Source organism: Natronosalvus caseinilyticus (genome assembly GCF_017357105.1).
Classification (GTDB): domain Archaea; phylum Halobacteriota; class Halobacteria; order Halobacteriales; family Natrialbaceae; genus Natronosalvus; species Natronosalvus caseinilyticus.
Genome location: NZ_CP071596.1, coordinates 247,841 through 266,645, shown reverse-complemented (window position 1 = coordinate 266,645; position 18,805 = coordinate 247,841). Strand labels below are relative to the sequence as shown.

At 65.9% G+C, this 18,805-nt stretch carries 24 protein-coding genes; 8 read left to right on the top strand and 16 right to left on the bottom strand.

Annotation, left to right across the window (positions count from 1 at the left end):
* The first annotated feature begins 180 nt into the window (after positions 1-180).
* The gene (locus J1N60_RS01365; RefSeq protein ID WP_312910084.1) at positions 181-504 is read left to right on the top strand and encodes a 4Fe-4S dicluster domain-containing protein; all 324 of its coding nucleotides are present in this window, start codon (positions 181-183) and stop codon (positions 502-504) included.
* A 19-nt stretch (positions 505-523) separates the two neighbouring features.
* On the opposite strand, the gene J1N60_RS01360 is transcribed toward J1N60_RS01365, so the two are convergent.
* Entirely contained in the window at positions 524-688 is a 165-nt protein-coding gene (locus tag J1N60_RS01360; protein WP_253430648.1) for a DUF6757 family protein, read from the bottom strand.
* A gap of 125 nt (positions 689-813) precedes the next feature.
* On the opposite strand from J1N60_RS01360, the gene J1N60_RS01355 reads away from it, so the two are divergent.
* Positions 814-1,653 carry a hypothetical protein gene (locus J1N60_RS01355; RefSeq protein WP_312910082.1) on the top strand — a complete coding sequence of 280 codons (840 nt, stop codon included), beginning with the start codon at positions 814-816 and terminating at the stop codon, positions 1,651-1,653.
* 11 nt (positions 1,654-1,664) lie between these two features.
* Here the strand turns inward: J1N60_RS01355 and J1N60_RS01350 are convergent, their stop codons facing one another.
* Positions 1,665-2,456 carry a PHP domain-containing protein gene (locus tag J1N60_RS01350; protein WP_312910080.1) on the bottom strand — a complete coding sequence of 264 codons (792 nt, stop codon included), beginning with the start codon at positions 2,454-2,456 and terminating at the stop codon, positions 1,665-1,667.
* A 264-nt stretch (positions 2,457-2,720) separates the two neighbouring features.
* On the opposite strand from J1N60_RS01350, the gene J1N60_RS01345 reads away from it, so the two are divergent.
* Complete coding sequence (locus J1N60_RS01345; RefSeq protein ID WP_312912634.1) at positions 2,721-3,008, top strand: DUF5789 family protein; 288 nt, start codon at positions 2,721-2,723, stop codon at positions 3,006-3,008.
* A 114-nt stretch (positions 3,009-3,122) separates the two neighbouring features.
* Here J1N60_RS01345 and J1N60_RS01340 read toward each other — a convergent pair whose 3' ends face one another.
* On the bottom strand, positions 3,123-4,136 hold the full coding sequence (locus tag J1N60_RS01340; protein ID WP_312910079.1) for a DUF5784 family protein: 1,014 nt from the start codon (positions 4,134-4,136) through the stop codon (positions 3,123-3,125).
* Positions 4,137-4,245: 109 nt separating this feature from the next.
* On the opposite strand from J1N60_RS01340, the gene J1N60_RS01335 reads away from it, so the two are divergent.
* A complete protein-coding gene (locus J1N60_RS01335; RefSeq protein ID WP_253438040.1) occupies positions 4,246-4,419 on the top strand; it encodes a DUF5786 family protein in 174 nt (57 codons plus the stop codon).
* Between the two features lie 56 nt (positions 4,420-4,475).
* Here the strand turns inward: J1N60_RS01335 and J1N60_RS01330 are convergent, their stop codons facing one another.
* The 3 genes from J1N60_RS01330 to J1N60_RS01320 form a co-directional block, all read right to left on the bottom strand.
* Positions 4,476-5,549 carry a YkgJ family cysteine cluster protein gene (locus J1N60_RS01330; protein ID WP_312910077.1) on the bottom strand — a complete coding sequence of 358 codons (1,074 nt, stop codon included), beginning with the start codon at positions 5,547-5,549 and terminating at the stop codon, positions 4,476-4,478.
* Positions 5,550-5,637: 88 nt separating this feature from the next.
* Positions 5,638-5,826, bottom strand: coding sequence for a DUF8028 family protein (locus J1N60_RS01325; protein ID WP_312912633.1), 189 nt, complete (start codon positions 5,824-5,826; stop codon positions 5,638-5,640).
* A gap of 427 nt (positions 5,827-6,253) precedes the next feature.
* Positions 6,254-7,381, bottom strand: coding sequence for a S1C family serine protease (locus J1N60_RS01320; RefSeq protein WP_312910076.1), 1,128 nt, complete (start codon positions 7,379-7,381; stop codon positions 6,254-6,256).
* 172 nt (positions 7,382-7,553) lie between these two features.
* On the opposite strand from J1N60_RS01320, the gene J1N60_RS01315 reads away from it, so the two are divergent.
* The 3 genes from J1N60_RS01315 (at position 7,554) to J1N60_RS01305 (ending at position 11,481) form a co-directional block, all read left to right on the top strand.
* Complete coding sequence (locus J1N60_RS01315; RefSeq protein ID WP_312910075.1) at positions 7,554-8,996, top strand: tRNA pseudouridine(54/55) synthase Pus10; 1,443 nt, start codon at positions 7,554-7,556, stop codon at positions 8,994-8,996.
* 224 nt (positions 8,997-9,220) lie between these two features.
* Positions 9,221-10,399, top strand: coding sequence for an aspartate kinase (locus tag J1N60_RS01310; RefSeq protein WP_312910074.1), 1,179 nt, complete (start codon positions 9,221-9,223; stop codon positions 10,397-10,399).
* A 209-nt stretch (positions 10,400-10,608) separates the two neighbouring features.
* Positions 10,609-11,481, top strand: a complete 873-nt coding sequence (locus J1N60_RS01305; protein WP_312910073.1) for a hypothetical protein — start codon at positions 10,609-10,611, stop codon at positions 11,479-11,481.
* A 73-nt stretch (positions 11,482-11,554) separates the two neighbouring features.
* On the opposite strand, the gene J1N60_RS01300 is transcribed toward J1N60_RS01305, so the two are convergent.
* The 9 genes from J1N60_RS01300 to J1N60_RS01260 form a co-directional block, all read right to left on the bottom strand.
* Positions 11,555-12,169: a histidine phosphatase family protein gene (locus tag J1N60_RS01300; protein WP_312910072.1), complete on the bottom strand. Its 615-nt coding sequence runs from the start codon at positions 12,167-12,169 to the stop codon at positions 11,555-11,557.
* A gap of 12 nt (positions 12,170-12,181) precedes the next feature.
* Positions 12,182-12,466 carry a phosphoribosyl-ATP diphosphatase gene (gene hisE, locus J1N60_RS01295; RefSeq protein WP_312910071.1) on the bottom strand — a complete coding sequence of 95 codons (285 nt, stop codon included), beginning with the start codon at positions 12,464-12,466 and terminating at the stop codon, positions 12,182-12,184.
* A complete protein-coding gene (locus J1N60_RS01290; protein WP_312910070.1) occupies positions 12,467-12,931 on the bottom strand; it encodes a bifunctional nuclease family protein in 465 nt (154 codons plus the stop codon).
* Positions 12,932-13,070: 139 nt separating this feature from the next.
* Positions 13,071-14,030 (bottom strand): DUF7551 domain-containing protein, encoded by a 960-nt coding sequence (locus J1N60_RS01285; RefSeq protein WP_312910069.1) that lies wholly within the window; start codon positions 14,028-14,030, stop codon positions 13,071-13,073.
* An 8-nt stretch (positions 14,031-14,038) separates the two neighbouring features.
* A complete protein-coding gene (locus J1N60_RS01280; protein WP_312910068.1) occupies positions 14,039-14,311 on the bottom strand; it encodes a hypothetical protein in 273 nt (90 codons plus the stop codon).
* Positions 14,308-15,555, bottom strand: a complete 1,248-nt coding sequence (locus tag J1N60_RS01275) for an ABC transporter substrate-binding protein (protein WP_312910066.1) — start codon at positions 15,553-15,555, stop codon at positions 14,308-14,310. Before J1N60_RS01275 ends, J1N60_RS01280 begins: the two co-directional genes overlap by 4 nt.
* Positions 15,556-15,728: 173 nt before the next feature.
* Positions 15,729-16,307 (bottom strand): pyridoxal 5'-phosphate synthase glutaminase subunit PdxT, encoded by a 579-nt coding sequence (gene pdxT / locus J1N60_RS01270; protein ID WP_312910064.1) that lies wholly within the window; start codon positions 16,305-16,307, stop codon positions 15,729-15,731.
* Between the two features lie 162 nt (positions 16,308-16,469).
* Positions 16,470-16,943, bottom strand: coding sequence for an FxLYD domain-containing protein (locus J1N60_RS01265; protein WP_312910062.1), 474 nt, complete (start codon positions 16,941-16,943; stop codon positions 16,470-16,472).
* 117 nt (positions 16,944-17,060) lie between these two features.
* Complete coding sequence (locus tag J1N60_RS01260; protein ID WP_254158420.1) at positions 17,061-17,222, bottom strand: preprotein translocase subunit Sec61beta; 162 nt, start codon at positions 17,220-17,222, stop codon at positions 17,061-17,063.
* A 97-nt stretch (positions 17,223-17,319) separates the two neighbouring features.
* On the opposite strand from J1N60_RS01260, the gene J1N60_RS01255 reads away from it, so the two are divergent.
* The gene (locus J1N60_RS01255; protein WP_312910060.1) at positions 17,320-17,547 is read left to right on the top strand and encodes a DUF7472 family protein; all 228 of its coding nucleotides are present in this window, start codon (positions 17,320-17,322) and stop codon (positions 17,545-17,547) included.
* A 151-nt stretch (positions 17,548-17,698) separates the two neighbouring features.
* Here J1N60_RS01255 and priL read toward each other — a convergent pair whose 3' ends face one another.
* Positions 17,699-18,784: a DNA primase regulatory subunit PriL gene (priL, locus tag J1N60_RS01250; RefSeq protein WP_312910058.1), complete on the bottom strand. Its 1,086-nt coding sequence runs from the start codon at positions 18,782-18,784 to the stop codon at positions 17,699-17,701.
* Positions 18,785-18,805 lie beyond the last annotated feature (21 nt).

Below are 18,805 nucleotides of genomic sequence, written 5' to 3'. Positions count from 1 at the left end.
GGTTAGCCGGTCACGTTCCCTTCTCATCCAATATATAGGCCACTGCAGCGAAGACTAGTCAAAAATTCGAGAGTCGTTCCCGTCCTGCACTTTTAGGCTTGCCTAACTCGAAATTTCGGCGCGGGGTATATAAATAGAGGGATACAGTTAAGGGCCCGTCGGACGATGTGGATGTTAGCAATGGCCATTGATCCGCAGTTCCACGAGAATCGAGAGAAAGTCGGCGAGGAGAACGGCGTCGCCGTCTGGGGGCCGGTCGACGAACCCGAGCAACTCGGGATCCACGGCACCCACGTCGCCGTCGACTACGACATCTGCATCGCGGACGGGGCCTGCCTCGAGGACTGTCCCGTCGACGTCTTCACCTGGGTCGACACGCCGGGTCACCCCGAGAGCGAGCAGAAGGCCGAACCGACGAAGGAGGCCCAGTGTATCGACTGCATGCTCTGTGTCGACGTCTGCCCGGTGGATGCGATCGACGTAGATGCGGGTCGCACGGCGTAAAAAGGCGTGATCGGCGGCGTTACTCCGCGCGGTCGACGTTGACTCGTTCTTTCAGCGTCTCGAGACCGTCTGCCTCGGCGAGCTCCTGCAACCGCTCCCGGAAGTGCTCCTCGCAGAGGCCGACCCTGAGCCCGTCGGACTCGGCGGCGAAAGCGGCTTCCTGGTCGCAGTAGTGGCAGTTCATACGGCCCTGTATGGTACCAGTTGCATTGAACCCTCCGTTCTCGTTCGATGGGACTACTCCGATGTCCGCCGACACGACGCGCCCAACCCAAACGTGTAAGATGACACCACTAATACAGGTCGGTAATGCAAGGTACCGCCTCGCGTGCTGGTCTCGTGATCCTCCTGGTCGTCCTCCTCGCCGGTTGCAGCGCGTTCGGCTCGGGTGTCGAAGAGATCGATCGAGAGCCCTACGGCGTCGACGAGCCGGTGGATCCGGAGCCCTCGGAGTCGGACGAACTGCTTCCAGGACTCACGAGTGAGGGCGTGACGAGTCCGCACGATGTGGGTACCGCTCACGCCGACATCCTGGTCGAACGGAGTTTCACGCTCGAGCAGACGGTCACGTGGTACCATCCCAACGGTTCTATCGTCCGACGAAGCTCGTCGAACGCGACCGCCGAAGCCGGCGGTCCGATGGTTGGCCACGAGTACGTCGAACCCCTTCACGACGATTTCGTGATCAGACAGGACGTCTGGCGGGCGAACGAGACCTACGTGCGTTCGCATCGACCGGACGGATCGGTTCGGTACGATCGGTTCGACGCGTTCCCCTCGCGGTTCCTGGGGGCAGGGACAATCCGGCAGGGCCTCGGATCGATGGAGAACGTGACGGTTTCGCGCGCAACTATCGAGGACGACACGTACTACGTCCTCGAGTCGACGGATCCCGACACGCGCGTCCACGACACGGAGAACGCCTCGATGCGGATGATCGTCCACGAAGACGGGTACGTGCGGGCCTTCCGCCTCGAGCACGAGGTCGAGCACGAGGAAACGCTCACAGTGGTCAACGACCTGTCGACCAATCGCGTCGGTGACCCCGACTTGAACGTCACGGCTCCGGAGTGGGTAGAGGACGCGAGAGCCGCGACGCGTGACGTAGTCGAAGAAGAGCCGTCGTCAGAAAACGAGACCGAGACGTGAGGTCCCGGCGGTCAGACGCCCTCGACGGGAACGGGCAACTCGAGGGCCTCGTACTCCGCCTGCGACAACCCGGCGACGCCCAGTTCCGTCTCGTGGGCGTCCGTCCCCCCGGTCGCGAGCAGGTCGTAGCGCTCGATGGTTCGCTCGACCGGCTCGAGGTCGACCTCGCGACCGTAGGGGTAGGCCAGCTCGACGGCGTCGAGATCGGCCGCCAGCGCGAGTGCGGATTCGGGATCGGGGTATCGCAGGGGATGAGCCAGCGAGACGATCGAACAGGCTTCGACGAGGATCTCGCGCCCCTCCGAGAACGACGTGACGTCCCGCGGCACGTAACACGGCCCGTCGTTCCCGATGAGGTGGTCGAACGCTCCCCTGTAGTCGTGGCCCGAATCGGGATGGCTGGCGATGGCTCGGGCGACGTGCGGACGGCCGAAGCCGGTGTCCACCTCGAGACCGAGGTCGATCCCCAGTCGCTCCTCCACGCGCTCGACGATCTTCCGCCCGCGTTCGCGCCGATCTCGCTGAATGCGTTCGGTTTCGGCGACTAGGGCGTCGGTTCGCTCGACGCCGTAGCCGAGCAGGTCGACGCGCTGGCCGCTCTCGGTTTCGACGCGGAGTTCGATCCCCTGGACGAGCGTGACGCCGTCGCGCTCGACGGCCGTTTCGTCGAACGGCTGGAGCCGGTCGTGATCGGTGACGGCGACGACGGCGACGTCGGCGCGGCGGGCGGCTGCGGGGACGTCGGCGAGTTCGAGGCTGCCGTCCGAGCGCGTCGTGTGAACGTGAAGGTCGGCGTAGGGCATAGTGGGTGCTGACGGCCCGGCGTTAAAGCGGTTGTCAGTTCCTCTGGGGCGGGTCGGGCGCTCGTCTCGAGGGCCATCGACGAACACGCCGCTCGGCGGCTCTTACTATATTTTCTATATCAATACCCAGATCGCCTCTCGAGCGAGAAATGGGCCGAACGACAGGCACACTCTAGGGTCATTAATGAATCAAAGGAATACGACCCTCCTGAGAGATATTTATGGACAATATTTATAATTATTGTTCGGGTTAATCTGGGTGTGATGTTCCGTAACCGAACCAGCGAGTTCATCGACGCCCACGAGTACCCCGCGACGACGGAGGAACTGATCGAGGCCTACGGCGACCGGGACCTCGACCTCCCGAACGGGTCCGAGCAACTCGGCGACGTGCTGGGACGTCTCGAGGGCGAGACGTTCGAGTCCGCGGACGACGCCCAACTGGCGGTCTACTCCGCGGTGAGCGACAAGGCGGTCGGCCGTGTTGGCTACTCCGACCGGGATCCGACGCCGCTCGGTAGTCCGTACGCGCCCGTGCCGATGTCGTTCTAGCCGCCGCTCGAGCTCGTCGTTTTTGGCGGATAGCGAAAATTGGTCGTGACCGAGAATCAGTCCTCGCTCGAGAATCCGTTCCGTTCGCGTATCGAGACCACACGTGTACAGGAGTCAATCGACGAACGAAATCGCGTCCCCGAGCTCGAGCGGTACCGACCCTTTCTGATACCCCTCGACGCGCCCGTCGGGACGGGCGCGGTAGACCACCGCGGGCCGGTGGCGAACGTCCGGCTGTTCGCCCCGGACGGCCGCCCAGGCGTCGTCGGGGAAGCTCGAGCAGTCGACGAATAGGGTCGCGCCGCCGCCGTGATTCGCGAGCTGGCCGCTGGTCTTCGTCTCCGCGGTGTCCCTGACGGAGGCGACGGGACCGGCGGCGGCGCGGTTCGCTGGCGGCTGTGGTCGGGTGACTTCGACCAGCACGTTCGTGCCGGTCGCGGCGTCCTCGGCTCGATAGTCGAGCGAGTGGCCCGTCGTCACCTCGATCTCGGGGGTGATCTCGTAGCCGGCGTCGACGAGAATCTTCGCCGCGATGAACTCCGCCATCGCCGCGCTCATGCGAACCCGGTCGACGTGTGGGCTCGTGCCGAGTTTGCCCGCCATCACGTCGCGGTAGGTGTCGAGCGCGCCGGTCTCGAGGATTTTCTCGACGAACCGGGTCGCCTCGCGCCGACCCGCGTCGGGGAAGCCGGCGGCGTGCTCGCGGAAGAACGCCCGGGTCGACTTGCGGCCGTCTTTGGACATGAAGACCGGGAGGAAGAACCACGAGAGGTAGGGGTAGTCGGCCAGCCAGGCCTCGCGCTCGTGGAGCGTCGCGAGAAGCTCTCGCTGGGCCCACCGGGCGACCTGGTAGGGGACGTCTTCCCAGGCGAACTTGTCCGTTCGCCACAGCGAGGACGGGGTCTCGGTGTTGCCCATCCAGTAGGCGTCGTCGTCCGAGCGAGCGAAGAGGGCGACGTCGCCGTTGGCCATCTCGAATCGGTGGGTGTCCCACGAGCCGCCGATCGCGTACCACGGACCGGCGTCTCGAGCCCCGATGTTACCGTTCAGCGGGTTGAAAATCTCCTGTCTGACGCGCTGGTCGGACCAGCGCTGGGGCGAGTGTCGAAAGCGAAGCGGCCGTGCCACGAGCGATCCTACGACCCGGATCGGGATACGTCTTCCTTTCTTCCGACCTGGTGATGTGAACGACCGTTACATTCATATGGCGATCGTTCCTACAATGAGTGTACTTGCCATGTCAATGGGTGCCTATGACGAAGACGAACACGAGCGCCGCGAACGCCAGGTGTCCCGGGTTGACACCGACTTCGACGACGAACGAACGATCCACGAGGGAACGATCGAGTACGACTCCGGCGACTCCGCCGACGCGCTGCTCGATAAGTTCCGCGAGATAAAGTCGAACTGAGGGCCGCAGCCCCATTTTCGACGTTACCGCCCCTCGAGAGCCGTCCGTAGCGACTGCTACTCCTCGCTCGAGTCGGGCCACCCCGGCGTCTCGGGAGCGCCGCGAGCGACTTCGACGGCCTCGCCCTGGGACGGGTCGGCCGGCGTCTCTGTCGCGCGCCGTTCCCACTCGCGGATGGCCGCACCCGCCCAGGAGTCGGCCTCCAGTATCCGCTCGTACGCCTGGTCGTAGTGGTGATCGGAAATCGCGAGCGTGCCGGGCGCGGAGGCGGCGGCGACGGCGACGAAGGCCGCCCGGTCCTCGGCCGAGAGGTCGCCCGACACGAGGCGCTCGAGGCGCCCCTCGAGGGCGTCGGGGTCGGGGTGGACGAACAGCTTCTGGCCGATCGCCTGGGGGCCGAGGAGCAGGCCGTCGGTAGCGTCGACGTCGACGGTGACGCCCTCTTTTTTCGCGCTCCCTTGCTCATCGTCGCTCGGGTTGGTCCCTTCGTCGTCGCTCGAGTCGGCCCCTTCGTCGTCGCTCGAGTCCTCGAACCGTATTCGCTCGCCGCCAACTGCTCCCTCGACGCGTTCGCACTCGGTCTGTTGCTCGAGGGCGACGTTGTGGGCGGGGTACTCCGCGCACTCGCTCGGGTACAGGTCGTCGCCGTGGATGCGACACTGGAGCGTTTCGGGGTCGAGAAACGTACAGGTTGGGAGCCAGGCGGCGTCTTCGCGACCGAAGGGAGCGACCGGCTTTGGGGGCTTCCTGAGTCCGACGAAGAAGGCCGGGCGGCCGGCGATGGCGGCGACGTCGAAGCCGCCGATCGAGACGGACTCGTCGACCGCGTCGGCCTCCCACAGCCGCGGGATCAGGACGTCGCCGAATCCGGCCTCGAGGAACGCCCGGACCTCGTCGCGGGTGAGCGGCACGAGGTTGTAGACGTCGTCGATCGCGTTTCGACGGCGAATCGGGGTGCCATCTGTCCGCGTTTCCGTTCCCGCCTCCGTCTCCGTTTCCTCCGCAGTCCCCTCGTCCGGAACGGCGCCGAGGCCGCGTCGCTCGTGCTCGATGGCGTCTCGCTGATCGGACTCGAGCAACGGTCGCCAGTCGATGCAACAGCCAGCACAGCCCTGGCAGTACACCTGCATGTCGTGTTATTGGCGGCCGAGGACTATCAATTGCCCACCGAAAAAATTGGAAAACTGAAGAACCGGAAATTGGAAACCCGGAAACCCGCTACTGGGGTTGAGAGCCCTGATAGTCGTGGCCCACGACGAGCGCGAGCACGTTGAACGCGACGAGCGCGAAGAAGATGCCGAGTCGGGTCGTCGAATTGAGGCCGGTGAGAAACACCGGTACGTAGACGAACGGCAGGAGGGTGCCGACCCAGAACCCGACGGTCGTCACGGTCTCGCCGAGGTACATAGTCATGGCATCTCCTGTTTCGGGGGGAGTGCGGTCACTGTCGCGCCGGTGGCTCGACGGGTGCGGGGCCCGTCGAACGAACCAGCGCGAGCAGGCGGTACGGTACGGCTCGAGTGAGGGGGATTCATGGCTGAGGCGGGAGCGACAGTTCGAAGTGTCGACACCGGTCACTATTGTTATCGACCGGTTAACAGCCGTCTTCTGCGGATTTACTCCAGCAACCGAGCGTTTCGAATCCGTTCGTCCACCGATACCGACGCTCACGAGAACTGATCTGTACGGGTGGCTTACTCGAGCGAGGACCGCGTACTCGAGTGTAGGGGTTGCTTTCCCCGGGAGATCGGCGGATTTCGTTTGAGCCGGTTTGGTTCGATCCGGTTCGATTTGAACGAGTCCAGAACGGGCACAGGACGGATTCAGACCGAACTCAGAACGGACCAAAATCCGGCTCGGGTCGCTCGCCGAGGGTCAACTCGACGGTTCGCTCCTCGCCGTCGCGCATCACCACGATTGCGATCGTATCGCTAGGGTCGGTCTCGAGCGCGAGGTACGTCGAGAGCGCGTGATTGTCCGGGATCGGTTCGCCGTCAATCTCCCGGATCACGTCGCCGCCGACCGGAATCCCGTTCTCGATCTCGCTCGGCTCGAGGACGCCGTCCGCGGGCCCGCCGTCCGGCGTCTCGACCACCAGGACTCCCTGGGCGCGCTCGAGGTCGTTGGCCTCGGCGAGGGTGGGATCGACCGGGACGAGACGAATCCCCATGTGAGAGTGACGGAACTCGCCCTGATCGATGAGCGCAGGGACCACGCGACGCGAGAGCGCCGCGGAGATGGCGAAGCCGATATTGTCGCCCTGGGTGGCGTGGACGACGCCAACGACCGCACCGTTCATGTCTACGAGCGGGCCGCCGCTGTTGCCGGGGTTGACCGCCGCGTCCGTCTGGACGACGTTTGGGTAGGAGAAGTCGTGCCAGCCCGGTGACACGGCCCGATTGACGCCGCTGACGATCCCCTGAGACATCGAGCCGTCGAGGCGAACCGGGTTGCCGATGGCGAGCACCTCCTGGCCGACGACGGGGCGCTCCTCGGCGAACGAGAGCGGTGTCACCGACTCGGGAACCTCCTCGAGTTCGACGACGGCCAGGTCGCTGTAGAAGTCGGTGCCGATCACCTCGCCGCTCGTCCAGCGGCCGTCGGCGTACTGGACGGAGACGTCGACGTCCGTGCTGCTGAAGACGACGTGGTCGTTGGTCACGAGATAGCCGTCGCCGTACAGGAACCCCGACCCTTCGCCCTGTGTCGGAATCTGGCTCCCGTCCTGGCCGTTCTCCGCCACGCGGACGAGGGTCACGGCGTCGCTCGTGGCCTCGTACACCTCGGTGTACGCCGAGCCGTCGGCCCGGTCTTCCTGGTTGACGTCGATCGTCGTGTTCCCCTGGTCGAACGACACCGCGCTCGAGGATGAGCCGGGTTCGGCACAGCCCGCGACGGCGGCGAACGCGCCGGTGGCGGCCATCGAGAGGACGCGGCGACGGCTCGGTCGTGGGTCAGTCATACAGGAGAGACGGGCCAGAGGCGTGTAAAAGTCATCGCCTATCAGTGAACTGGTTTCCGCAGGGTGTCGGATTATGCGCTCCAGTTTCCCATTCACGGTCCACGTTTTCGTCGCGACTCGAGTCCGGACGGGAAGGGAAAGCGTGTTACCCCCGGCCTGCCCATACCGGGACATGACGCTCACGGAAGACGCCCGGGCGCTCCTCGCGTCGGGACCGGTCTGTGACGCCTGCCTGGGCAGGCCCGTCGCCGACCGGAGTTTCGGGCTGACCAACGCCGAACGGGGGCGGGCGCTGCGGACGACGGTCGCGCTGGCCGACGACGAGGACTTCGAGCCAGTCGACCCGCTCGACTGCTGGGTCTGTGAGGGATACTGCGGGACGTTCGACGCCGTCGCCGACACCGTCGTTGCGGCCCTCGAAGGAATCGACTTCGAGACCTACCAGGTGGGGACGCGTGTCCCGCCGCTGGTGGAGGAGAACGACCGCCTGCTCCGTGAGGACGCCGGCTTCGACGTCGAGGCGGGTGAACCGCTGAAACGCGAGTTCAACCGCGAGGTCGGCCGTCGGGTCGGCGCTCGGACCGGGGCCGCGTTCGAGGTCGAGCGCCCCGACGTGCTGGCGGTGATCGATCTCGAGGCGTTCGATCCGTTCGAGGTGCTCGAGGTTCTCGAGGCCGTGAACGAGAGCGAGAGCGAGAGCGCGGGTGAGGGCGAGAGTGAGGAGAGCGAAAGCGCGAGCGCCAGCACGGGCGACGCGAGCGCGCCCGTGACGAGCCACGCCGTCGACCTGCAGGTCAACCCCGCGTTCGTCTACGGCCGCTACCGCAAACTCGAGCGCGATATCCCCCAGACCGAGTGGCCCTGCCGGGAGTGCGGCGGCGACGGCGTCCAGCTGGGCGACCAGGGCGAGGAACCCTGCGAGTACTGCGGCGGCTCGGGCTACCTCTACGACGAGAGCGTCGAGCAGTTCGTTCGCCCCCACGTCGTCGAGGCGATGGACGGCGAGTCCGGCACCTTCCACGGCGCCGGCCGGGAGGACGTCGACGCCCTGATGCTCGGGACGGGCCGGCCGTTCGTCCTCGAGGTGAAGCGCCCACGAATCCGGTCGCCCGACCCGGCGGCTCTCGAGGCGGCGGTCAACGAGGCCGCTGGCGGGTCGGTCGAAGTCGAGGGACTGCGACTCGCCACCTACGAGATGGTCGAACGCGTCAAGGAACACGATGCGAGCAAGCGCTACCGCGCGCAGGTCGCGTTCGACGAACCCGTCGATCGGACGACGTTCGACGCGGCCCTCGAGGCGCTCGACGGGACGACCCTCGAGCAGTACACGCCCGAACGGGTCGACCACCGGCGGGCGAGCCTCACCCGCGAGCGCACCGTCCACGCCATCGAGGGCGACCTGCTCGAGCCGACCCGCGCGGAGGTGTCGGTCCACGGGGAGGGTGGTCTCTACATCAAGGAACTCATCAGTGGCGACAACGGCCGGACGGAGCCGAGCCTGGCGGGCTTGCTCGAGGTCGGCGCCGAGGTGACGGCCCTGGACGTGATCGCCGTCGAGGGCGAGGACGAACCGTTCGAACGCGACGAATTCTTCCGGGAGCCGTCGTCAGCCTGAGTTCGGTCGCTCTCGTCGCGAGGCCGGTCGCTCTCGTCGTAAGGACGATCGCTCTCGTCGATTCGACGAGCGAACGCGATCAGTGACGGGGGTCGAGGGGGCTGCTCGAGGCAACCAGACGACGGTAAAAATGCGACGGAGGGACACAGTTATCTGACCGCTCTGGTAACGGTCTGGCATATGAGCGATGCCACCGTGACGCCGTCGACTGCGCGGGTGAGTCGATGCGCGTCGTAGCCAAGTTCGGCGGAACCAGCCTCGGAAGCGGCGACCGGATCAACCGCGCGGCCGACTCCATCGCTGCCGCCGTCGCCGACGGCCACGAGATCGCCGTCATCGCCAGCGCCATGGGCTCGACCACCGACGACCTGCTCGAGGAGATCACGTTCGAGGCCGACGACGCCGACCGCGCCCAGATCGTCAGCATGGGCGAGCGAACCTCCGTCCGGATGCTCAAGGCGGCCCTCTCCGCCCGCGGGGTCGACGCCGCCTTCTACGAACCCGGGAGCGAGGGCTGGCCCGTCATCACCGACGAGTTCGGCGAGGTCGACGTCGAGGAGACCAGACGCCGTGCGGCCGCCCTCTCGGCGGAACTCGGGGACACCGTGCCGGTCATCACGGGATTCCTCGCGGAGGGGCCGGACGGCTCTGTGACGACCCTCGGCCGCGGCGGGTCGGACACGACTGCGGTCATGCTCGGCAACTACATGGACGCCGACGAAGTCGTTATCGTGACCGACGTCGAGGGCGTCATGACGGGCGACCCGCGGGTCGTCGAGGGCGCCCGCAACGTCGGCGAAATATCCGTCGACGAACTTCGAAACCTCTCGTTCCGCGGCGCGGAAGTCGTCGCCCCCTCCGCACTTTCGTACAAGCACGGACAACTCGGCGTTCGCGTCGTCCACTACCAGCACGGCGACTTGCTGGCCGGCGGGACGAACATCGAGGGCCAGTTCCAGAGCCTCGTGGACATGCGCGAGGAACCCCTGGCCTGTCTCACCGTCGCCGGACGCGCGATTCGGAACAAGCCGGGCGTCTTCCAGTCGCTGTCGGCCGCCCTCGGGGAGAGCGACATCAACATCGACGCCGTCGCCAGCGGCCTCGACTCGGTGACATTCTACGTCGACGAGGACGCTTCCGAGCGCGCCGAGAACATCCTCCACCGCGAGGTCATCGCCCGGAACGAACTCTCGAGCGTCACCGTCGACGCCCCGCTCGCCGTCGTCCGCGTCACCGGCGGCGAACTCCCGAACCAGCCGGGGGTCATCCAGGGCATCGTCGGTCCGCTCGCGGACGCCCGCATCAACGTCCACGACCTCATCACCTCGGCGACCAGCGTCGCCATCTTCGTCGGCTGGGACGACCGGGAGGAGACGCTCGAAATCACGCAGGATCTGTTCTGACGGCGTTGCCGGTCGTGATCGAAATCGACGCCATCCGAGTTCGGTCGAGCCGGGGGTGCAGTATGCGGGGTTGGGATATGCAGTACGCGGCGCTGGCTGTGCAATAGGCGAGGGGCGTTCGGTGGCGGAAGGTGACCGTTCGGACGATACGACAGTTCGATCGACCGCCGATACGATTTACAGTTCGTACTGTCGTGGTAAATATTGTCATGGGGCGCAAGCGCGACACCCCGACGATTCGGCGCCGGACGCTGCTCGCAGCCGCCGCTTCGGTGGGCGGTTCGTCCGTGATCGGAACCGCGACCGCAAAGCGGTCCGAACGCTCGAGTCGACGCTGTCCGGAGGCGACGATCGAACCGGACGCGGCCCCGTGCGACGGTGCGAGCACGGACGGGTGTGCGGACGACCATCCGACAACGGCCGAATTCAGGGAGCGAGCGAGGGCGGCGATCGAGGACCAGTACGCCACCGTTGGCGACCTGCTCGATCGGGGATTCGTTCCGTACTTCGACGCCGCGCGCCTCGAGTCCGAGAACGGGTGGTCACACTGGCTGCACCCGGCCCACATCGGCGACGACGTCGTCCTGGATCCCGGCCGTCCCGAGGCGGTCCTCGTCGACAACGAGTTCTGGCGACCCATCGGCGTCATGTTTATCGCCACCGTCGACGGCGACCCGGTCGAGCGGCCGCCCGTGCTCTACGCTCGAGAAGACGCAGAGAGCGAAACGACCGACGACTCGCCCGCCGCGGGGCGCCGGTGTTCACCCTGGCACTACCACCGCGGCCTGCCCGGCCGCTTCGCGTGGAAGTACTACCGCCAGGTGTACGAGCACGACTACCGAGAGGGGGACCTCTCACTCCCCTGTCGGACGCCGTGCGTGCTGCACGTCTGGACCGTTCCGCACCCCGACGGCACCCACGCTCACGGCGCGCCGCCTCCGGCCGAACGCGGCGGCCCGCCGGCCAACGATCCCGGGTTCGAGACCGACGTCGATCCGGCCGAGACGCGCCTCGGCTGGGGCGTTCTGCCGGACGATGTGGTTCCGGACCGGAAGCCCGGCGAACTTCTCGACTTCTGGTGATTCCCTGCGGAGGTCGCTCGTCGTTCTCAGCCGTTCGGTTCTACCGGCGATCGCCGCGGGCGCGCCCGTTCCGTCAATCGCCAGCGCTTCGAGCCCCGGCTCGAGCGCCGGGATCGATTCTCGTAATCCGCTCCGGGGTTCCGCACCGGTAGGTCACCCGGTACACGTCCGGCATCGCCATTTCGCGCCAGAAGTCGAAATCGTATCGGTCGTCGTAGGCACGCAAGATCAGCGCCAGGAGGTTACCGTGGGTGCCGACGATCACGTGGTCGCCGGGCCACCGCTCGAGCGTTCGCTCGGCGGCCTCGAGGCCGCGCGCCTGCGCCTCGTCGTTCGACTCGCCGCCCGGCCAGGCGAACGTGGGCTCCGTCCAGACTCGCTCGATCGCTGCCTCGAAGTCCTCGACGTGGTCTCCCGCCAGCGCCCGGTCTCGAAACCCGTCGTCCGTGACGACGCTCGTTCCGGCGGCTTCGGCTATCGGCTGGACGGTCTCGACCGCCCGCGCGTAGGGGCTCGAGACGACGTCGACGGTGCGGTCGTCACGAGCGAGCACGTCGGCGACCCGAGCAGCGTCCCGTCGCCCGCGCCCGGAGAGTCCTCGTTCGGCCTCCCGGTTCGGCACGTAGGGAGAGTGGGCGTGGCGGACGAAGGTGAGCGTTGTCGCGTCGGTCGTCGGAGAAGCAGTCACGAAAAACGGCCGTCAGCGGCGCGCCTCGAGTTCCGCCTCGAGGTCCGAAAGTTCCATACCCTTCATCGAGAGCAGGACGAGCAGGTGGTAGACGATGTCCGCGGCCTCGTGGGCGATCTCCTCGCGGTCGTCGTCTTTGGCTGCCAGCACGAGTTCCGTCGACTCCTCGCCGAGTTTCTCGAGGACGGCGTTTTCCCCCTTCTCGTGGGTGAACAGCGACGCCGTGTACGAATCTTCCGGGAGCGTTTCTTTGCGATCCTCGATCACTGCGAACAGAGCCTCGAGCGTGTCGTCCATCTACAGGTCACCGGTCTCGTCGAGGGGTTGTAACTGTTCGAACTTCTCGCTGTCGTCTCGCCCGGCCTCGAAGACGCCTTCGGTGATCTCGATCGGGACGTTCGTCCGGGCGGCCAGCGCCAGCGAGTCGCTCGGCCTGGCGTCGACGACGACGGTCTCCCGGGGCGTCTGGACGTGCAGGTCCGCGATGTAGGTGCCGCCCTCCCCGTCGTCGCGGTCGGCGAGTTCGCTCACGACGATGCGGTCGACCCGGCCGCCCAGCTCTTCCATCACGTCGAGCAACAGGTCGTGGGTCAGTGGCCGACCGATGTCCTCGGCCTCGAGGCCGCGGACGATGCTGGTCGCCTCCTCGAAGCCGATGAATATTGGGACCACGTCCGTCTCCCCCTCGACCCCCAGAACGACGACCGGGACCGGTCCCTGCGGGGTCCCCGCGACGCGAACCGCGTCGATCGATGCCTTCATACACTCTCTCACGACGGCGGGTGAGAAAAAGAGTAGGTACGCGCTGCCCTCGTCGAATTCGAATCGCTCACGGAGACGGTGCAGCGTCGGGGCCCTCGTTCGAACGCGGTCGAGTCTGCGCTCGAACCGTAGATGGGGATCAGGAGATGCGCGGCGCGAGCGGGCTCTTCGCCCCGTCCACACCCGCGGCCTCGAGATGCTCGGGTGCGCGAACGACCTCGATCCGCCACCCGTTCGTCGAATTGCTCGCAGTTGCAGACACGGGAAGCCACGCCTGCTGACAGCGGAACCACTCGACGACGACGGGCAAGAGCGGAAGCCGACCGCCGCTGGGCGACAGCGCGTACTCGCCGAGGTCGATCACGGCCCGTCTCGAGGCAGAGGTCGTCTCGGTGGGTCCCGTTCGAGCCCACTCGACCGTCTCGAGAATGCCGACGGCCCGCAATTGCGAGAGCGATTCGTCGATGGACCGTTCCACTCGACCGTGGCTCGGATCGTCGCTCGCGTTCAGCCGAGCCGCCGTCGCCGAGAGGAACGTCACTTGCTCGGCCGGAGACAGCTGAGTAGCGAGCTCGATCGCCGTACTTTCGAGCAAGCACAAACAGAGCCCGTCGGGACTCGAGAGGCGTTCGGCGAGCGCGAGGTAGGCGTCCATGACCGCGGATTCGAGGGCGTCGTAGCCGTGGGCCGACATCGTTTCGAACGCGGCACCGGCGACGCGGTGACAGAACTCGACGAGGTCACGTCCCTCGCCCGTCCGCTGTCCGGCATCTGATTTCGAACGAGCGTTCGAAGCGACGCCGTCGGGTACACGGGTGCTCGAGTCCCGGTTCCCGGCCACGCCCCAGTCGCCCGGTGGGTGTTCCTGACGAACGATCACGTCGTAGTAGGGCAACTGTGGGTCGTACCGACGGAGCGTTTCCCGATATTGTTCGGTGGCCCTGGCAGCCAGGCGGGCGGTCGCTCGGCTCTCGAACCGGAGGTCTGCGGCCGGTGCCGGTCGGTCGCCGTATCTGGCGCAGACGAGCGAATACTCGCCGTCCTCGCTGGCGAGCCCCTCGAGGTGGGTTCGGATCGCCTGGAGCGTCGTTCCGACCATCGCTCACGCTACCGCCGCACGGTCGCTGGGCGTTCGGCGCGGATGAACGGCTCGGCGCCGTCCGCGGCGAACGCGATGCCACCCGATTGCGGCTCGAGGACGGTCCACGCCGGCACCGTCGGGACGTCGTAGTCGGTCGGTTCGCCGAATCGAGCCGCCAGGACCCACGTCCGGGCCAGCATGCGGGGGCGGCCGTCGGTCGACGGATCAGATCCCGTTTCCGCTTGCGACCGGTTCGATTGGCACTGTCGATTCTGGGGGCGTGAGTCGTCGCTGCTCATTCGTCGCTCCCCTCCATAACGATGGTGCTCACCCGCTGGCGATCGAACAACTGCTCGTCCACGTCGAAGTCGGGATAGCTGTCGCCGTCTTCGTATCCTGGCCACTCGCCGAACTGCTCGAGATAGAGCTGTTTGGCCGTCATCTCGAGCTGGAACAGGTTCATGAGTGGTCCCTGGAACCGCGTCCCCTGCGTGTACACCCGCCCCTCCTGGACCGCGGAGAGGTGGCCGCCGACGGGATGGTCCTCGAGATTGGCGCGCAACGCCTCGAGATCCACCGACGACGTCATCCCCCAGAGCACGAGGAGGACGTCGGGGTCGGCCTCGAGCAGCGTCTCGAAGTCCACCGAGGCGAACTCGCCGGTGATCTCGAGGTCTTCGAACGCGTCGGTCGCACCGAGCGGTCGCGTGTGGGCGTTGTAGTAGCCGGGCGCGTTCAACCGGAGGACGGAGACGGCGCTGAGGTCGGTCGGCAGCTGGAGGTAGCCGACGGTGGGACGGTCCGCTCGTGCCGGGCGGTCGCGCTCGACCCTGGCGAGGAGATCAGCGTGGACCGACGTCAGCGCCTCGTACCGGGCTCGCTCCCGGTAGACGGCGGCGACCCGTTCGAACAGTTCCCAGAGCGTGTAGTACTCGTAGTCGGTGGTCCACGCCTCGGGCGGCGTCTGGTGAAGGTTACTGTACTGGTTGCCGAACCACGGCGCGACAGTGTCGGCGATTCGATCGATGGCGTCACGGTCCCAGCCGTCCTGGGTCGATAGCCAGGCGGGGTCGACGAGATGGAGGTCGCTGTCGAGTTCGTACAGCCGCTCCTCGTTCGCCCCGTACTGGCCCTCGAGGCCCGCCCACGAGACCGACACGCCCTCGAGGTCCGCGGTGAAGTACTGCATGATCGAGTCGAACTCCTCGGCCCACCACAGCGAGTTGATGCTGTCGCCGTGTCCGAGCGCGACCGCCATGTCGGCGTACCAGGGGAAGACGGTGAAAACGGACTCCGGAACCGCGTCGAACGTCACTTCGCCCACGGGCGCCAGCGTGGCGGTGTAGGGTTCGCCTTCGGACCGAGTGGCTTCGCCGTCCGAATCGCCTTCGGCATCCGATCCGGTCGACGCGGGCGAATCCCCGTCTCCGTTCTCCTCTCCGGCCAGACAACCGGAGAATACGCTACCACCGAGGACGGCTCCACTGTACGCGATCGTCTCTCGCCGGGTCGGCCCTCGGCGAGTCCCCGCTTCTCTCGACATACGAGTTAGGCTCGCCTAAACCACTATAACTCCCTCGATCTTTAGGCGGGCCTAAACATAGTGGATTTGTCGGCTCTCCCCCGTAGAGACGACTCCCCTCGAGCGAACCGACTTCCCGCGGCGCGAGACGACGCCGGCCGACTACCGTAGCCGCTGTCTCACGTCGTCTCGTTTCACTCGAAAAACGCCAGTTCGTGGATTCGGTCGTCCTGCGTCAACTCAGGGTGGAACGACGTGGCGACGACCGACCCCTGCTGAACCGCAACCGGGCGCCCCTCCCACTCGGCGAGCACCGTCGCGTCGCCGACCCGGTCGATCACCGGCGCGCGGATGAAGACGCCGGGGAACGGTTCCTCGAGCCCTGCGACCTCGAGCGGAGCCTCGAAGCTGTCTTTCTGCCGACCGAAGGCGTTGCGCTCGACGTGGACGTCGAGGAGGTTCAGCGTCTCGACGCGGTCGTCCTGGGCGTCGGCTGCGGCGACGATCAGGCCCGCACAGGTCGCGAGTAACGGCTTTCCGGCGTCGACGTGGTCGACAATTTCCTCGGCGATACCCTCGCGGTGGACCAGTCGCGAGATGGTCGTGGACTCGCCGCCGGGCATCGCGAGCAGGTCGCACTCGGGCACCACGCCGGCGGTTCGAATCTCGTGGACGACGACGTCCTCGCCTCGAGCCTCGCAGGCGCGTTCGATCGCTGCCGCGTGCTCGCTGACGTTCCCCTGCACCCCGATGACGCCCGCAACCAGTGACATAGCTTACTGTAGTGGGGGTGGGGAGAAAAAGGACGCGTCACGAATGCGGGACGGCGGACGAAATCCGAAAGAACGTCCATCCTGTGCGGGTTGCTCACCGTGGCCGCTCGAAAATCGAAGCACCCGGAGCGCACGAATGTGGCGCTAACACGGAGATTGTGGTCAGTAGACCGAGACGTCGGACTCGATATCGTAGGTATCGACGCGTTCGGGGTCGTCCGCAGGATACGGCACATCGAATTCCCACACGTGGTTGGATTCCAGATTGCTCGTCGAATCTTGCCCTTCCGTGATTTGCGTGCCCTCGTCGCCGACGAAATGCACCTTGATAGTCACAAGGTGGATTTCCTCACCCGAAACGTTCTCGAGACGATCGGAGACGCCTGCATCTTCTGCGTCAACGCTGTACCACTCGTGTTCGAGAATTTCGACGAAGTCGTCGTCCGAACTACTGTCAGATCCACCCTCTTTAGGGCTCTCGTTGTCTTCGTCGATTCCGTCTCCATTATTTCCGTTTCCAGTGTCGTCTGTCGAGCCTTCCCCGAGGTCGCTCCTTCCATTATCGCCAAACGTACAACCGGCAATCAATATCGAGAGCACAGACCCGCCAGACGTCAATAGCTTTCGACGATACATATTTGAAGAAAACACGCCTCTGTCAAATCAGTATCTAACTTTCGTTGCTTACGACCCGGACATGCTGCAAGGCGATGGCTACGTAAACTGGCGTAACGTTGCTCGTCAACGCAGCACTTACGCGACGAACGTCAACAGCTGTACGAGCACGCCGAGCAGGACGCCGAAGGCGATCACGGTCTTCGGATCGATGCGGATCCCGCGGTCGTCCTCGGAGTCGAAGTAGCGAACGAGTCCAGCACTGGACATCAGTCCGCCGGTGTTCTGACCTTTATCCATACCCAATCATACGTCAGCCCCACACTAAGTCTTTCGACCCCGAGCGCCCCTTCGCCTTCGAAGCGCTTTTGATCGCAGCGACGAAATCCACGCTATCATGCTCGAGCGCGACCGACTCATCGAAATCGGCGTCGCGATCCCGATGGTGGCCATCATGATCGGTGCGATGATGGTCGTCGGCGAGAATTACAAGACGAACGGGACGCTCACGCCCGAGGGCGGACAGCTCCTTGTGGGGACGATCATCGGCTTCGTCGTGCTCATGCTGGCAGTCGGCATCGCGCTCGCGTACGTGACGAACGATTCTACCGACGCGTCGGCCTGAACAACGGACACGTCAGCCTGAAACTCGAGTCGGTCCGTCTCCGTTCGAACCGCACACTTCGCGCTCGCTTCTCCGCGTTCGCCTTTTCACGTCCGTTCCGTCGAGACACGATTTCCGAGAACCCGCGGCGCCAGAAGTCAGTCGTCAGTCGTCAGTCACCCTCGGCCGACTGCCCACTCTCGGCGCGCCAGTCCTCGAGGTCGTCCTCGTCGGCGTCGTCGAGTCGGTGCTCGTAGTAGGCCATCGGGTGGGGAATCCGCTCGCAGAGGTCGTCCTTGTTCACGCAATCGCCGTACGACTGCATGGTGGCACACGAGGGTGGGGAGTACTCCGTCGGGGAGCTATCGCCCCGAATGTGGTCGGTCTGGTAGCGCGTCATCTCCTCGCCGAAACTCGAGTTGACGCGGTAGAGATCGACGATCTCGTCGGTGCTCATCCCGATGCTCGTCAGGAAGGCGGTGATCGCGAACCGCGAGTGGTGCGGCAGGTGTTCGCCCTTCTGGACGTCGTCGAGCAGCGCCTTCATACACGGCGGGAACAGGTCGGGGACGACGGTGTCGATCTCCCGGGTGAGGTCCATCTCGGCCAGGACCTCGCGAATTTCGGCGGCCTCGTCCTCGAGCGCGGTCGCGATCGGTTCGGGCACGTCGAAGGGGAGGCCGTCCTCGACGCGGGTCCGGACGGCCTCGCGGACGAGCGTTAGGAGTTCGGCCTCGGTGATCGGCACCTCGCCGTCGGCGAGCGCTCGGTTGACCAGGCGCCACTCGTCCGCCCAGAGGTCGTCCGCGAGTGGGAGGTAGGCGCCGACGTCGATTCGGTACGTCGGGGGATCGTCAGCGACCGATCGTACCGACGGCCCGAGGTCGAACTCCGCGAGCAGCGTCTCGAGGTCGACCCCGGTCGACTCGACGCTCTTGAGTTCGGTCGTGTCCGCGAAATCGGCGGTGAACCGATCGAACGCCGTCTCGGCCTCCGCGCGGGCGTACTTTCGAATCAGCACGTTCTCGGCGACCAGCGACACGAGGACGCGCGCGACCGGGTAGGAGAGCAGTTCGACGCGGGCGTCGCGACTCGGCTCGCCCGTTCCGCCGTCCTCGAGGGCGGCGACGGCGCGCTCGCGGGCGCGCTCGACGACCGCGTCGTCCTGCTCGACGACCGTCGCCAGGTCGACCGCCTCGGTGGCGACGGCCTCGCGGGCGGCCTCGAGGAAGGGGTAGCGAGCGTGGAGCCGTTTCATCAATCCATACATTCCGCCGGG